The sequence below is a fragment of the Burkholderia sp. LAS2 genome, assembly GCF_018417615.1.
Taxonomy (GTDB): Bacteria; Pseudomonadota; Gammaproteobacteria; order Burkholderiales; family Burkholderiaceae; genus Burkholderia; species Burkholderia sola.
The window spans coordinates 1,691,095-1,706,315 of record NZ_CP071052.1 but is presented as its reverse complement, the minus strand read 5'-3'; the positions used below and the strand labels follow the sequence as shown (position 1 = coordinate 1,706,315).

Annotated in this window: 7 protein-coding genes; 3 read left to right on the top strand and 4 right to left on the bottom strand. The window is 70.9% G+C overall.

Annotated elements, in window-relative coordinates; translation table 11 throughout:
- Positions 1-62: 62 nt before the first annotated feature.
- Together JYG37_RS07985 and JYG37_RS07980 are read left to right on the top strand one after the other, a co-directional pair.
- Positions 63-989 carry a DMT family transporter gene (locus tag JYG37_RS07985; protein ID WP_089488300.1) on the top strand — a complete coding sequence of 309 codons (927 nt, stop codon included), beginning with the start codon at positions 63-65 and terminating at the stop codon, positions 987-989.
- A 497-nt stretch (positions 990-1,486) separates the two neighbouring features.
- Complete coding sequence (locus JYG37_RS07980) at positions 1,487-2,767, top strand: sensor domain-containing phosphodiesterase (RefSeq protein ID WP_050015104.1); 1,281 nt, start codon at positions 1,487-1,489, stop codon at positions 2,765-2,767.
- Between the two features lie 55 nt (positions 2,768-2,822).
- On the opposite strand, the gene arfB is transcribed toward JYG37_RS07980, so the two are convergent.
- Genes arfB through recC form a run of 4 tightly spaced genes read right to left on the bottom strand, consistent with a single transcriptional unit; the run spans position 2,823 to position 12,590 of the window.
- On the bottom strand, positions 2,823-3,227 hold the full coding sequence (arfB, locus tag JYG37_RS07975; RefSeq protein ID WP_050015102.1) for an alternative ribosome rescue aminoacyl-tRNA hydrolase ArfB: 405 nt from the start codon (positions 3,225-3,227) through the stop codon (positions 2,823-2,825).
- A complete protein-coding gene (locus JYG37_RS07970; protein WP_213345996.1) occupies positions 3,224-5,551 on the bottom strand; it encodes an AAA family ATPase in 2,328 nt (775 codons plus the stop codon). Before JYG37_RS07970 ends, arfB begins: the two co-directional genes overlap by 4 nt.
- Positions 5,548-9,255, bottom strand: a complete 3,708-nt coding sequence (recB, locus tag JYG37_RS07965; RefSeq protein ID WP_213345995.1) for an exodeoxyribonuclease V subunit beta — start codon at positions 9,253-9,255, stop codon at positions 5,548-5,550. Before recB ends, JYG37_RS07970 begins: the two co-directional genes overlap by 4 nt.
- Positions 9,252-12,590, bottom strand: coding sequence for an exodeoxyribonuclease V subunit gamma (gene recC, locus JYG37_RS07960; protein ID WP_213345994.1), 3,339 nt, complete (start codon positions 12,588-12,590; stop codon positions 9,252-9,254). Before recC ends, recB begins: the two co-directional genes overlap by 4 nt.
- 181 nt (positions 12,591-12,771) lie before the next feature.
- On the opposite strand from recC, the gene JYG37_RS07955 reads away from it, so the two are divergent.
- Complete coding sequence (locus JYG37_RS07955; RefSeq protein ID WP_050015094.1) at positions 12,772-15,063, top strand: FUSC family protein; 2,292 nt, start codon at positions 12,772-12,774, stop codon at positions 15,061-15,063.
- Positions 15,064-15,221 lie beyond the last annotated feature (158 nt).

Below are 15,221 nucleotides of genomic sequence, written 5' to 3'. Positions count from 1 at the left end.
AAACGACGGTGCGGTCGCGCGGTGTAAGATTCCTCGCATCCCGTCCCCGCCCTCGCCGATCGATGTCGCCCAAGAACGCTTTCCTGCTGACCGTGCTCGCCGCCCTGTGGGGCGCATCCTTCCTGTTCATCCGGGTCGGCGTCGTCGATTTCGGCGTCGCGCCGCTGATGGCGCTGCGTGTGGGCATCGGCGCGCTGTTTCTCGCAGGCTTCGCGCTGACGCGCTTCAAACCCGCCGATCTCGGCGCCCGGCTGCGCCGTCATGCGTGGCCGCTGTTCGTCGTCGGCGCACTGAATTCGGGCATCCCGTTCTGCCTGTTCGCGTTCGCCGAACTGACGCTGTCGGCCGGGTTGACGTCGGTGATCAACGCGACGACGCCGCTGTGGGGCGCGCTCGTCGCTTACCTGTGGCTGAAAGACAAGCTGTCGCTGCCACGCGCGCTCGGCCTCGTGATCGGGTTTGCCGGCGTGCTCACGCTCGTGTGGAACCAGGTCGCGAACGCGCATGGCGACACGGGCGCCAGCGCGACCGCGCTCGCCGCGGCGGCCGCACTCGGCGCGACGCTGCTGTACGGCATCGCGGCCAACTATACGAAACGCAAGCTCAGCGGCGTCGATCCGCTCGTCAACGCAGCCGGCAGCATGATCGGCTCGACCGTGCTGCTGCTGCCGTTCGCGATCGCGACGTGGCCGGCCGCGCCGGTCGGCGTGCACGCATGGGGCGCGGTGCTCGCGCTCGGCGTCGCGTGCACCGGCATCGCGTATTTCATCTTCTTCTACCTGATCGCGCATGTGGGGCCCGCCCGCGCGATTACCGTCACGTTCGTGATTCCCGTGTTCGGGCTGCTGTGGGGCGCGCTGTTCCTCGGCGAACACGTGTCGGCCGTAATGATCGAAGGCTGCGTGATCGTGCTCGTCGGCACCGCGCTCGCCACCGGCGTGATCAAGCGGATTCCGGGCGTCCGACCGCGCGGCGGCGAGGCGACCTGACGATCGGCGCGCGGGGCGCGCACGGACCGCCGCCGGTCGCGCGGCGCTGCCGGTGGCGACGCGACGCGGGTTGGCCGATGCGCCACCGATCGCACCGCAGTGCGCGGGCATTCGTTTCATTCGTCTGACGGCGGCGGTTGGCCGCCGGAATTTCCCGTACCCGCCTGCGCATCGGGCGGCATCGACGCACGGTCATGCCGCCGCGCTGCCGGGATTGTCATCTCCGCCGTCACACGCTTCGTTTCGCGACGGTCATGCACCGGACGCATGCACGCGGCGCCAGTCGACGCACCGCTGCGCACGGGCGGAATCGCGGTGTACCGTTTGCGTCTGGAGTTACCCTGATACGCGCGCCGCGGCAATCCCGTTACACTCGGAAAACTTATCCGCAGAAGGCGTTTCGATGCCCCACGTTCTTTCGCGTCCGCCTGCGCATGCGGCTGCATCGGCGTGGCGGGGCGTCGGCGCCCCGCCGCCCGCTTCCGGGCACCGTTGACATGAAGCCCGCTCGCGACCTGTCGCTCGACGCCCTGCTCGAACGCCTCACGCCGACACCCCACGGCTGGCTCGCCACCTATCGCACCACGACACTGCGCAGCGTGTTCCAGCCCGTGCTGTCGATCACGCACAAGCGCGTCGTCGGCTACGAGGCGCTGCTGCGCGTCGTCGACGCGAACGGTGCGCTGGTGTCGCCCACCGCCCTGTTCGACAAGACGCGCGGCGACGCCGACGCGCTGCTGCTCGACCGGCTCGCGCGCTGCCTGCACACTGCCAACTTCGTCACGCAAGGCATCGGCGACGGCTGGCTGTTCCTGAACGTGACGCCGCGCGTGCTCGACACGGGCCTCGTGCAGCGCGAGTTCGTCGAGGCGCTGTGCCGGCATTTCGCACTGCCGCCGAACCGCATCGTGCTGGAAGTGATCGAACAGCCGGCGCGCGACGAAGCCGCGCTCGCCCGCACGATCGACATGATCCAGCATCGCGATTTCCTGATCGCGATCGACGATTTCGGCACCGGCTTCTCGAACTTCGACCGCGTGTGGCGGGCGCGGCCCGACATCGTGAAGCTCGACCGCTCGCTCGTCGAGCGTTCGACCGGCTCGGCCGACGATCGCCGCATCATGCATCACCTCGTGTCGATGCTGCACCAGGCCGGTGCGATGGTGCTGGCCGAAGGCGTCGAAAGCGACGACGCGCTGCAGGCGCTGATGGAAGCCGACATCGATTTCGTGCAGGGTTTCCAGTTCGGCCAGCCCGACGCATCGATCGCGCACGCGAGCGCGGCGGCGCCCGCGATGCTCGACGCCGCATGGCGGCGCTTCATCGCCCGCCGGCACACGCCGGTGGCCGCCGAGCAGCCGGGCTTCGACGCGATCGAACGGCTCGTGCTCAGTGGCGCGGCCGCGTTTTCGGCGAGCGGCAACCTGCAGGACGCCGCGCAACGCGTGTTCGCGGTGCCGGCCGCGCGTCGCGTGTTCGTGACGGACGAGACCGGCGAACAGTTCCTGCCGTCGATCGGCGCACCGCCCGACGACAGCCAGGCAAGCGTCACCCGTCTCGCCCCGCTATTCCCGGAGACCCACAGCAACTGGTCGCGCCGCCCCTATTTCCAGCGCGCGATCGCCGCCCCCGGCCGCGTCGCGCTGATGGGCCCGCACTTCTCGCTGACGGAAGGCCGCGACTGCTATACGGCCGCCGTCGCGATCCGCGCGCAGAGCCGGCTCGTCGTGTTCTGCGTCGACTTCGTGCTCGACAGCGCCGGAACCGTGATGCGGTAGCCGTCGCGCACGGCGGACGTTCGCTCGCCTGCGACAAGCACCGCCCCTTCGTTCGTCAGTCGACCACCTTCCCGCGCCCCGACTTCACCACGCTGCGGCGCGACTTGTGCTCGAGCCGCCGCTCCTTCGACGCGCGCGTCGGCCGCGTCGCGACCCGGGCGCGCGGCGTGTACGCGACGCTGCCGATCAGCGCATCGAGACGAGCGAGCGCGGCCTCGCGATTCTTCTCCTGCGTCCGATATTCCTGCGACTTGATCACGACGATGCCGTCGCGCGTGATGCGCTGGTCGGACAGCGCGAGCAGCCGCTCCTTGAGGACCGGCGGCAGCGACGACGCGCGGATGTCGAAGCGCAGATGAATCGCGCTCGACACCTTGTTGACGTTCTGCCCGCCCGCGCCCTGCGCGCGCACGGCCGTCCATTCGACGTCGGCCGGATCGAGCGTGTAACGGATCATCATCGCGAAGCCTCCATGCGGCGCCGCGCGAGCGCCTCGTCGACGCGGGCAGCGAGCCCCGAATCGCGCTGCGTGCGCGTCGCGACCGCCTGCGCCAGCACGCGCCGCGGCCCGATCACCTGCACGCGCGTGCGCGCGCGCGTGACGGCCGTATAAACGAGCTCGCGCGTCAGCACCCGGCCGAACGACGCGGGCAGCACGAGCGCCGCTTCGTCGAATTCCGAGCCCTGCGACTTGTGCACCGTCAGCGCGAACGCCGTTTCGTGCGGCGGCAGCGCAGCCGGCGACACCGCGCGCGCGAAGCCGTCCGCGCGCCGGAACCACACGCGCAGCACGCCGTGCGCGTCGGGCAGCGCAATGCCGATGTCGCCGTTGAACAGCCCCAGCGCATAGTCGTTGCGCGTGACCATGATCGGCCGCCCGGTGAACCAGTGCGCGCCGACCGCGAGCGGCACGCGCGCCGCATGCCGCACGTGCGCGGCCACCAGCGCATTGACGTGTTCCGCGCCGCGCGAACCGCTGCGGGTCGCGCACAGGATCCGGAACCGGTTGAGCGCGTCGAACAGCGGCAGCGGATCGGGCGCCGGCGCGGCCAGCGCGTCGCGCAACGCGTCGAGGTAGGCGCCGAAGCGCCGTGCGAGCCGCTCGACCGTCGATGACGCCAGCGTGTCGCCCGCATCGTCGTGAAACGATGCGGCTGCCGAGTCGTCGGCGGGCAGCGCATCGAGCGCCGCCTGCACGTCGCCGCGGCGGATCGCGAGCGACAGCCGCCCGATCGGCGAATCGAGCCCGAAGCGGTAATTGCGTTCGAGCCACACGACGCAGTCCGCGAGCGGCGCCGACGCCGGTGCGGGCGTGCCGGCGGACGCGGCAGCGGCTTCGCCGGTCAATGGCGATGCAGCCGCCATCGCCACTGCCGATGCAAGTGCCGCGTCGTCTGCGTCGAACGGCGGTAGCTCGACGGCGTCGAGCCATGCGAGGTCGTCGGCCTCGATCCAGGCCGGCGCATTGCCGTCTGGTGCGCCGGCATCGGCCGGTGCCGACTCGGTGGGCTGTGGCGGCGCGATGTCGGCCGTCGACGACACTTCGTCATCCTGCGGTTCGTCGTCGAAGAGCGACGCCTGTCGCGCATCGACTTTCGACGACCGAGGCGCCGATCTGCGTGAAACGGAAGCAGACGCCGATGGCGACGCCGGAGCACGTGCGGAAGCAGGAACCGGATGCGCGGCCGAAATCGCCGCCGCCGGCGCAGCTTCGTCCGGCATCGGCAACGCCGCGACGAACGCCGCCTCGTCGATACCCAGCGCCTGCGCGATGCGCGTGCGCGCCGCGGCGGTGAACGCCGGCCGCGCGCTCAGCTCCGCGAACACGGCGCCGGCCTCGACCGCGGCCAGTTGATCCTTGTCGCCCAGCAACACGAGCCGCGCGCCCGGCGCGAGCGCGTCGAGCAGATGCGCGGCGAGCGCGACGTCGATCATCGACGCTTCGTCGACGACGATCAGATCGTACGGCAGAGGATTGTCGCGATGATGCCGGAAACCGGCCGCCCCGCCGCCGCCCAGCAGCCGATGCAGCGTGTACGACGTGTCGGGCAGGCGCGCCGCGAGCTCGGGCGGCAGATCGCCGGCGCGCGCGTGCAGCGCCTCCTGCATCCGCTGCGCGGCCTTGCCGGTCGGTGCGGCCAGCGCGATGCGCAGCCCCGGGTGCGCGTCGAGCAGACAGGCCAGCACGCCGACGACGGTCGTCGTCTTGCCCGTGCCCGGCCCGCCGCTGACGATCGTCACGCGGCCCGTCAGCGCGACGATCGCCGCCACGCGCTGCCAGTCGACTTCGCCCGTAGCCGGCCCGAAGTAACGGGCGAGACTGTCGCGCAAGCGGTCGGGCGACAGGCCTTCGTCCGGCGCGGCGACACCGGCCTGCGCGACGAGCGCATCGGCGAGCCGCCGTTCGTAATCGAAATAGCGCGACAGGTACAGGTGATCGAGCCGATCGACGATCAGCGGCCGCTCGTCGCCGCGCGCGAGCGTGCCGAACGCGACCACGCCGCTCGCGGCGAGCGCGGCGCGCACTTCGTCGAGCGGTGCTTCGTAGCGCTGCGCGAGCGCGCCAAGCGCGACGCACACGTGGCCGCCGGCGGTCGCGCGGCTCGTCGCGAACGCGGCGCGCGCCGCCCAGCGCGCCGACGCGGACGGCGCACCGGCTCGCCGCGCGAGGTCGCCGATGCGGCGCGCAAAGCCCTCCGCGAGCGCGATGCCGAAATCGGCCGGCTCGGGCAGCCGCGCGACGAGGCCGCCGGTGAATTCGAGCATGTCGTCGGACGCGGTCATGCGCGGCCCCCTTCCATCATCCGGTCGAGTGCGTCGACGAGCGCGCGGGCGGGCCGCCGCGCATGCACGCCGGCCGGCTCGCCGCCGCTGCGCCAGCCGGGCCGCACGCCGCGCACGAACAGGTACAGGTAGCCCGCGATGTGCGTGTCGTAGTCGTAATCGGGCAGCCGGCCGCGCAGGTAACGATGCAGCGCGACCGTATAGAGCAGCGCCTGAAGGTGATACGCGTGATCGGCCATCGCGACGTCGAGCGCGCGCGGGCCATAGGCATCCGGCGTCGTGCCGAGGTGGTTCGACTTCCAGTCGACGATCCAGAAACGGCCGTCGTGTTCGACGATCATGTCGATGAAACCCTTGATGAAACCGGCGAGCGTACCCGCCTCCAGTGCAACGTCCGGATAGCCGTGCGCGACCAGCAGCCGGCGCAGCGCCAGCAGGTCGAGCGACGGCGCCGGAAACAGGAAGCCCATTTCGTCGAGCCGCTTCGCCGGATCGAGATCGACGAGCCGCATGCCCGGCACGAGCTCGGTGTGCACGACGTCGTCGACCAACTGCACCATCATCGCCGGCAGGCGCGTCGCAAGCGCCGGCCCGGCCTCCACCGGCCGGTCATGCAGCGCGCCGAGCGCGGCCTTGTGCCACGTTTCGGGCGCCGTGAACCGGCTGAGCTCGAACAGGCGGTGCAGGCATTCGCCGGCCGCCGCGCCGCGCGGGAACGCGAGGATGTCGTCGTCCGGCGGGTCGGCCGCGACCATATCGGCCAGCATCGGTTCGCCGTCCGGCGTCACCGCGGCCAGCGCATCGTGATCGGGCCGCAGTTCGTCGTCGGGCACGGCCGCGACGCCCGCCTCCTCGCGCGCCATCGACGCGGTCAGCGAGCTGAAGCTCGCCATTCGCCACGCATCGCGCAGCACGCGCGTCGCATGACGCGCCGCGAGCGTCTGCGACGCGTCGTGCCCGGCCGCGAGACGCTCGCGGCGCGCAGGCACGGGCAACGGCGCGACGCTCACGGGGCCGCCCGCAAGCGCGCGCCACGCCGCATCGAGCGCGGCTTCGTCGGGCGGCTCGTCGAGCCACGCATCGAACGCAAGGCCGGCGCCCGCGACGAGCCAGTTGAGCACGCTACGCCGCGCTTCGCGCGTCGAGCGCGACGACAGGTAGGGCCCGGCCACGACATAGCAGCGATACACCGCACGCGTGAGCGCCACGTAGACGAGCCGCGCGCGCTCCGCGGCCTGCTCGCGCAACGCCTGCCGCGCCGCGTGCGCGGCCGCTTCGTCGTCGCATCCGTAATGCAGCACCGCATCGCCCGCGTCGTCGTGATACTCGCGCGCATCGGGCAGCGCGGACGACGGGGGCTCGCGCAGGCCGCCGTCGTTCAGGAACGGACAGAACACGACCGCGTATTCGAGCCCCTTCGACTTGTGCACCGTGACGATCTGCACGAGGTTGCGATCGGATTCGAGCCGCAGTTGCGCTTCCTCGCCGCCGCCGTCGAGCCGTTGCGCGGCGAGCCAGCGCAGCGTCGGCGCGATGCCCGGCTGCGCGGACGCACGCGCCTGCGTCAACTCGGCCAGATGGTTGATGTCGGTCACGCGGCGCTCGCCGTCCGCACCGGCCATCAGCCGCTCGGCGATCCGCAGCTCGCGCGTGAACGTGCGCCACATCACCGCGAAGCCGCGTTCGCGCCACAGCAGCCGATACCGCGAGAAGCGTTCGACCCAGCTCATCGCGTCGGCGCCGTCGGCCGCCGATGCACCGGGTGGCGCATCGCCGTCGCCTTGCTCCATGCGCCACAGCGCACCGGCATCGAGCCCGAACCAGTCGGACGCGAGCGCCGCGCGCAGGCGCCGCAGGTCGCCCGGTGCATCGATCGCCGCCAGCACGCGTTCGAGCTGCTCGGCGTCGCCGGTCGAGAACACCGACGCCTGCGCCAGCTCGACGCTCCCGATGCCCCACGTCGCGAGCACGCGCTTCACGAGGCTGCCCTGCCGGTGCGTCTGCACGAGCACCGCGATGTCGCCCGGCGACAATGGCGTGTCGCCCAGCCGCACGCGCCCGTCCCGCGCGCCGCGCATCAGCCGCGCGATCTCGGCCGCGCAAGCCTGGGCAGCCTGCGCTTGCGCATCGCGCTTGAGCAGCGTGCCCTCGCCGCCCGGCAGCGCCCATACGCGGAAATCGCCGGCCGGACCCGGATCGGTTTCGTCGACGAACGGCGCACGCACGCGCGTGCCGGCGCGCACCGCGTAATAGTCGAGCCCGTCGAGCACGAACGCGCGCGGATTCGACATGAAGAAACGGTTGCATGCGTCGACGATCGCGGGCGTCGAGCGCTGGTTCACCGCGAGCGTGTAGCACGCGCTCGCCCGCGCGCGCGCGGCGAGATAGGTATGCAGGTCGGCCGCGCGGAAACTGTAGATCGCCTGTTTCGGATCGCCGACGAGGAACAGCGGGCCACCCGGCGCGAAGATCCGGTCGAAGATCGCGAACTGCAACGGATCGGTATCCTGAAACTCGTCGATCAACGCGGCCGGATAGCGTGCGCGCAGCGTCTCGGCGAGCCACGGATGCGCGTGCAGCGCGTGATACAGGTTCGCGAGCAGATCGTCGAACGACACGACGCGCCGCGTGCGCTTGCGCTCGGCCAGCGCGCCCGGCGCCATGTCGAGCCATTCGGCGATCAGCGCGAGCCAGCGCGCGCGCTGCGCGGCCTCGGCGGCGGCCACCGCCGCTTCGAGCGCGTCGGCCACGTCGAAGAACGCGTGGGCGGGTGTCGCGCCGCCTTTTTTCGTCGCCTTGGTCAGCGCGGTTTGCGTGAGCTTCAACGCGGCTTTCGGCAGCGCGGCCGTCGCGTCGCCCTGCTCGAAATGCACGGCCCACGCGGCGAGCGCATCGGCGACCGCATCGGGCTTGTGCGAGCGCTGATTGAGCGCCGGCTGCGCGGCATGCAGCAACGCATCGATCGCGTCGCGCTCCGCCGCCCACATCCGCGCCGCCTCGGCGAAGCATTCGGCCGCCGCCGCTTCCGCCGATTCGTCCGGCTCGGTCACGCCGTCCCAGCGCAGCGCGGCGAGCGGCTTCTTCAGCCGGCGTGCGAGCTGCGCATCGAGCGCGGCCGGGCCGGCGCCCGATTCGACGAGCCAGGTCGCGAAGCCCGGCCAGCGCGCGGCCGCCGGTTCGACGCGCGTGCGCCAGAAATCCGCCGCGAGTTCGAAGCGCAGCGACGCATCGTCGGCCTCCATGTCGAACGCGAACGGCATCGCCGCCGCGAACGGCGCTTCCTGCAGCGCGCGCTGGCAAAACGCGTGGATCGTATGGATCGCGGCCTGGTCGAACGCGCGCAGCGCGCGGCGGATCCGCTTCACGGCCGTCTCGGCGTCGAGCGCGCCGCCTTCGCCGAGCGTGGTCTCCAGCAGGCGCGCGATGAACGGATCGCCGCCGTCGTCGCCCGTGTCGAGCGCATGCGCAAGCTGTGCGAGCCGGCTGCGAATCCGCTCGTGCAGCTCGGCCGTCGCCGCTTTCGTGAAGGTCACGACGAGGATTTCGTCCGCGCCGAGATCCTTTTCGAGCAGCAGGCGCACGTACAGCGCGCAGATGTTCCAGGTCTTGCCGGTGCCGGCCGACGCCTCGATCTGGTTGACGCCGTCGAGCGGACACGCGAACACGTCGAGTTCGAGCGCCGGCTGCTGCGACACGGCACTCATGCGACCTCCTTCAGATGCTCGACGAGCGGTTCGAACACGAGCCGCGCGAGCGTGCCGAACGGCTCGTCGAGCGACGGATGCGCACCGCGCCACGCGATCGCGATGGCCGGATCGTCGGCTTCGCTCACGACGCGTTCGTTGATCCACACGCTCGCGGCCTTCGCCTCGCCGTCGGACACCCTCGCCCACGCACTGCGCGGGAAAAACCGCAGCGGCATGCGTCGACCCGCGCGAAACAGCGCGGCCAGCGGCGCGAGCCGGTCGAGCGGCGCCGCCACCGGCGTCAGCTCGAACGCGCCGCCGCTGCCGAACCACAGCGTGCGGCGCGGGCCGCCGGGCTCGATCGCGCAGTAGACGAGATGTGCGAGCCACGCGGACAGGTAGTCGCGCGCGCTCGGCCGCGCATAGCGATAGATGACCTGCCCGGCCGGTGTCAGCCGGTTCAGCGTGCCGTGCAATTCGAATGGCGCGCGCACCGCATCGGCCGCCAGCATCGCGTCGTCGGCGCCGAACAGCGCCTGCTCGGTGTCGGGCCACTTCGGCACGACGATGAGCGAGAACGGCCGTCGCTCGATGCCGTCGGCCAGCGCACGGCGCACGTTCGACGCAAGCTGCGTCATCGAACCGAGCGCCTGGTCGCGCCACACGGCGCCCGTCGCGCCGCCCGGCAGTTCGGGGCTCGCGTCCGCAATGCGCAGCGCGTGATCGTGCACGCCGCCGTCGCCTGCTTCGATCAGCAGCGGCAGCACGCGCTCGGCCAGCGCGTCGCTGCCGGCAAAGTCGAGCGCGAACGGCTCGGTATCGAGCAGTTCGGCCTGCGCGTCGGCCAGCACGATGCCGAGCCGGCCGCGCAGCAACGCACGCGCCGGATGCCGCCAGAAACGTTCGAATTCGCCGAACGCGACGGGCTCGACCGGCTCGGCCGGCAGCGGCTGCGCGAAGAAAGCTTGCTCGCGCGGCCCGTCGCGCGACGCTTCGGCAGCCAGCAGCGACGCGAGCGTCGCCCGCTCGGCGTCGTACGACACGAGGTCGCTGCCCGGCTGGAAATACGCGGCCGCGAACGGCTGCAGCGGATGCTCGACGATGAACGCGCGGCGCGCGGCGTCGACCGCGTCCGGTGCGGCGCCGGGCCCGGCCGTGACGTCCGCCAGATGATCGAGCAGTTCGTCGACGAGCGCCGCGGGCGGCAACGGCGCGTTGTCGCGAATGCTGCGGCCCGTATAGGCGATCAGCAACCGGTCGCGTGCGGCCAGCAGCAAATCGAGAAACAGATTGCGCTCGTCGTCGCGGCGCTGCCGGTCGCCCAGCTTCGGCAGCACGGCCATCAGGTCGAATTCGTCCGCGCGCGCGAGGCTCGGCAGCACGCCGTCGTCCATCCCGAGCAGGCAGACGACGCGATACGGCAGCCCGCGCAGGCTCGTCAGCGACGAGAACGTGACGCCGCCCCACGGCACGCCGCCGCGGGCCGGATCGTCGAGCGCCGCCGCGAGCCCCGCGCGGACGACGGCCGCCGGCAACGCCTCGTCGGGCGCGCCCTCCGTCATCGCGGCCAGCATCGCGTCGAGCGCGTCGCGCACACCGGCCAGCGCGTCGGCATACGCGGCGCCCGAATCGAAGAAGCGCGCGAGCGTGTCGCCAAACAGTTCGCTCCAGCCGCGCGGCGTGTGCGATTCCGCGAGCCGCCGCGCGAAGCCGTCGAGATCGTCGGTGAAGCGCGCGAGCCGGCCGAGCAGTTCGGCCTCGCTGCCGGTGGCCGCCTCGATCGGCAGCCATGCACCGATCGGCGCCGCGCCTTCGGGCATCGCATAGCCGAGAAAGAGCCGCGCGAGCGCATCGGAGAACGTATGGCGCGGCGCGGGCACGGCCGCGTCGTCGCTCGCGAGCGGCGACAGCCCGCGCCGCGCGCCGGCGGCCGCGAGCCAGGTCTGCACCGTTTCGAGCGCGGCCGCGTCGATGTCGTAGCGCGCGGCCACCGCATCCACGCGCAGCCATTCGACCAACTCCGGCGCGCCGACCTGCCGCTCCGGCAACGCGAGCCAGTCGAGCAGCACGCGCGCGACCGGGTTCGCCTGCGACGGCGGCAGGCCGGTGATCCGGTAAGGCACCCGCGCGCCGCCGGCGCCGGCCGTGCCGAACACCGCGTCGATCAGCGGCCCGGCCGCGGCGAGATCGGCCACCGCGACGAGCACGTCGGACGGCTGCAGGCTCGCATCGGCGTCGAACCACGCGAGCAGCCGGTCGTGCAGCACCTCGAGCTGGCGCGCGAGGCTGTGGCACACGTGCACCTCGATTCCGCGCTCGACCGGCGTGTCGCCGATTTCGGCTTCCGGCTGCAGCTCGAGGATCGCGTTCTGCACGCGCGCGAGCCAGGTGGATGCGGGATTTTCGACGAAACGCGACGCATCGCCCGACGCGGCGCTTTCGGTCAGCTCATGCAGCATGTGCAATTGCGCCTGCGTCTGCCTGCCCCATTCGGCGAGCAGCGGATGGCCGACTTCCTGGTAGTCGCGCCGCCCGGCCGCATCGAGCGCCTCGGCGTGCGCGGCGGTCACGATGTCGAACCAGAATTCGCGGCACGGGTTCAGCGCGTAGACACGCACGTCGATCCAGCGCGACAGTTCGCGCAGCAGCGCGACGTGCAGCGGCGGCATCGTCGGCAGCGCGAACACGCTGACCGATTCGGGCCAGTCGGCGCGTGCGACCGCCTCGGCATCGAGATGGCGCGCCTCGACGAGGAAACGGTGCGCCGGCGGCGTGCCGCTGTCGCTCAGCTCGGCCAGCAGCGCACGCCACAGCGCGGCCTGCCAGCGTTCGTCGTCGCGCGCGGCGTCGCTGATCCCGCGCGGCGCGCCGTCGCCCGCGAGCACCGATTCGCCGGCCTGCCACGCGGCCAGCCATTCGGGGCGATAGGTCAGGTAGTGATCGAGCACGGCCGCGACGCGATGGGCCAGTTCGTAGCGCATCGCGTCGTCGGAGGCCGACAGATACGCGGCCAGCCGCGGCGACGCGAGCCACGGCGCGTCGCCTGCCGGCTCCGCGAACAGCCGGTAGCAGCGCCACACGAGCCGGTCGGGCGCGAACGGCGAACGCGCGGGCACCGTCAGCACGCGGCCGATCTGCGCCCACAGCCATTGCGCGAGATAGGTGAACTCGACGTTCGCGCACACGCCATTGCGCGCGGCGATGTCGAGCTCGAGGCGGCGGCGCAGCGCCGCGCTCGGCACGATGACCTGTTGCGGCGCCCACGGGCCGTTGCGGGCCGGGAACGCGGCCAGATCCTCGAGCAGCGCGTCGGCCAGCGTTTCGTGACGGTTCGAATAGAAAAGATGGAGCATGAAGCGGGCGTCGGAACCTCGCACCGGCGGGGCCGGGCGAACAGGATCACCAAGGATAGCAAATGGGCCGCCGCCGCGAACCTCGGCCGGAAAGCCAGCTTTTACGAGACGCGAAATACGATAGACTCGTCGCCAGTCAATACGCCGCCCCGGGCGTCTTCGTCTGTCATTCAGCTCATCGATGCGCTATTCGGTCGAAATCAGAAAGTTTTTCTACAGCCAGTACTTTTTCGGCGGCCTGCGGATCGCGGTCGGCGTGTCGCTGCCGGCCGTGTTGTGCCTGATCGTGTTTCACAACCGGGAGCTCGGCTTCACGATCTCGACGGGCGCGCTCGGCGCGTGCGTCGTCGACATGCCGGGCCCGCTCAAGTACAAGCACAACGAAATGCTCGCGTGCAGCGTGATCGGCTTCCTCGCCGCGCTCGCCACCGGCCTCGCGACCCCGAACATCTTCGCGCTGTGGCTCACGATCGTGCCGCTCACGTTCGTGCTGTCGCTGATCGTCGTCTACGGCAACCGCTGGCCGCAGATCAGCTTCGCGACGCTGTTCATGATGGTGATGACGCTCGAGGAGAAATTCACGCCGCTGCAGGCGTTCGTCAACGCCGGCTGGATTCTCGCGGGCGGCCTCTGGTACACGTACTGGGCCACGCTCGTGTCGCAATGGCAGGCGCGTCGGATCGAGCAGCAGGCGCTGGCCGAAAGCCTGTTCGCCTGTGCCGACTACCTGCTCGCGCGCGCGCAGTTCTACGATCTCGACGCCGATCTCGACGAGTGCTACCGCAATCTCGTCGCGAAGCAGATCACCGCGGTCGAAACGCAGGAAACCGCGCGCGACATCGTGCTGCGCAACCTGCCGAAACTGCGGCGCGGCAAGCTCGATCCCGGCCGCACGACGATGTACAACCTGTTCATCAACAGCGTCGACCTGCACGAGCTGTTCGTCGGCGCGCACACCGATTATCCGCTCGTGCGCAACACGTTCGGCGGAACGGACCTGATCATTTTCTATCGCGACCTGATCCGCAAGGCCGCCGCCGATCTCGAGGAGGTCGGCCTCGCGGTGCTCGAAAACCGCGCGCCGCATTCGCACATCAGCGTGAAGGCCGAGCTGCGCGCGATCGAGTACGAGATCGAGCTGATGCGCAAGAAGAACTTCGCGGCCACCAACCCGGAAGCGTATGCGGCCGTGCTCGCGACGTTCCGGCGCATCTGGAGCGCGACGCGCCTGATCGACCGGATGCGCCGCAACCTGTCGGGCCGTGCCGATCCGCAGCAAACCGAACTGAAGATCGACAAGGCGCTCACGCGCTTCCTGCAGCGCCGCCGCATGTCGCCGCTGCTGATCTTCTCGAACCTGAACATGCGCTCGCCGAGCTTTCGCCATGCGCTGCGCGTGACGATCGCCGTCGCGGTCGGCTTCTGGATCGGCCGGCTGCTGCCGCTCACGAACGCGTACTGGATCGTGATGACCACCATCATCATCCTGAAGCCCGGCTACTCGCTGACCAAGCAGCGCAACGCGGCGCGTATCGTCGGCACGCTGATCGGCTGCGCGGCGAGCGTCGCGCTGATCTACACGGTCAAGGATACGCACCTGCTGATCGCGATCATGTTCGGGTCGATGGTGATGAGCTACAGCCTGCTGCTGTTCAACTATGCGGCGAGCGTCGTGTTCACGTCGTCATACGTGCTGCTGATGTTCCACCTGCTCGCGCCGGGCAGCATGCGGATCATCGGCGAGCGCGCGATCGACACGGTGGTCGGCTGCATGATCGCGATCGCGGCGAGCCGGCTGTTCCCGTACTGGGAATACCGGTTGATGGGCAAGCTCGTCACCGACATGCTGACGTCCACCCGCAAGTATTTCGAGGCCGTATGGCGCGCCGGGCGCGGCATGTCGCCGCCGCCGGTGCCGACCGCCGACGGCGCTGCCGTCGTCGCGGGCGTCGCGGCCGCGATCGAGTCGCCGACGGCCAGCCTCGAGGACGACTACCGCTACCGCCTCGCCCGCAAGGACGTGCACATCGCGTTCGCGAACCTCGGGCAGGCGTTCCAGCGGATGATGATCGAGCCGAAGGCGCACCAGCGCTTCGTGCCCGAACTGAACGACCTGCTCGTGCAGACGCACGTGCTCGGCGCGCAGATCACGGCCGCCGCGCCGCTGATCCGCAGCGCATGCGCGGCCGATGGCGGCCTCGTTCACGACGACGCGCTGCAGCGCGGCCTCGCCGCCGTGCTCGACAATCTCGAGAAGGCCGAGGCCGGCGAGCCGCCGCCCGCCGACCAGCTCGAAGCGTCGAAGCAGATCACGCGCGATCTCGATGCGATGGTCGTGTCCGCGGAAAAATCCGATGCGGTCGGCGCCGAGCTCACGCACGACCTGAAGGTGCTCGCGCACCAGTGCAAGCAGATGCTCGCGTCGTCGCTGCTGATCCGCAAGGATGCGAGCGTGATCCGCCTGCCTGCCTGACCTCCGTATGTCCACGCCGGCAGGCCGGCCCGCGCACGCCGCGGCTCGGCCACCGGCGCGCTTCGATTCAACCCTCTCCCGAAGCATGCTCCACCGCGCATTCAGCGCGCGACCGCCCCACGCCCCGTTCTGCTCGCCGCGCCAGTCAGGGAATACCC

Excerpts from the sequence above, each read along its gene's own strand:
- recB (WP_213345995.1), bottom strand. The coding sequence starts at position 9,255 with ATGAGTGCCGTGTCGCAGCAGCCGGCGCTCGAACTCGACGTGTTCGCG.
- JYG37_RS07980 (WP_050015104.1), top strand. The coding sequence starts at position 1,487 with ATGAAGCCCGCTCGCGACCTGTCGCTCGACGCCCTGCTCGAACGCCTC.
- JYG37_RS07970 (WP_213345996.1), bottom strand. The coding sequence starts at position 5,551 with ATGACCGCGTCCGACGACATGCTCGAATTCACCGGCGGCCTCGTCGCG.
- JYG37_RS07985 (WP_089488300.1), top strand. The coding sequence starts at position 63 with ATGTCGCCCAAGAACGCTTTCCTGCTGACCGTGCTCGCCGCCCTGTGG.
- recC (WP_213345994.1), bottom strand. The coding sequence starts at position 12,590 with ATGCTCCATCTTTTCTATTCGAACCGTCACGAAACGCTGGCCGACGCG.
- JYG37_RS07955 (WP_050015094.1), top strand. The coding sequence starts at position 12,772 with ATGCGCTATTCGGTCGAAATCAGAAAGTTTTTCTACAGCCAGTACTTT.
- arfB (WP_050015102.1), bottom strand. The coding sequence starts at position 3,227 with ATGATGATCCGTTACACGCTCGATCCGGCCGACGTCGAATGGACGGCC.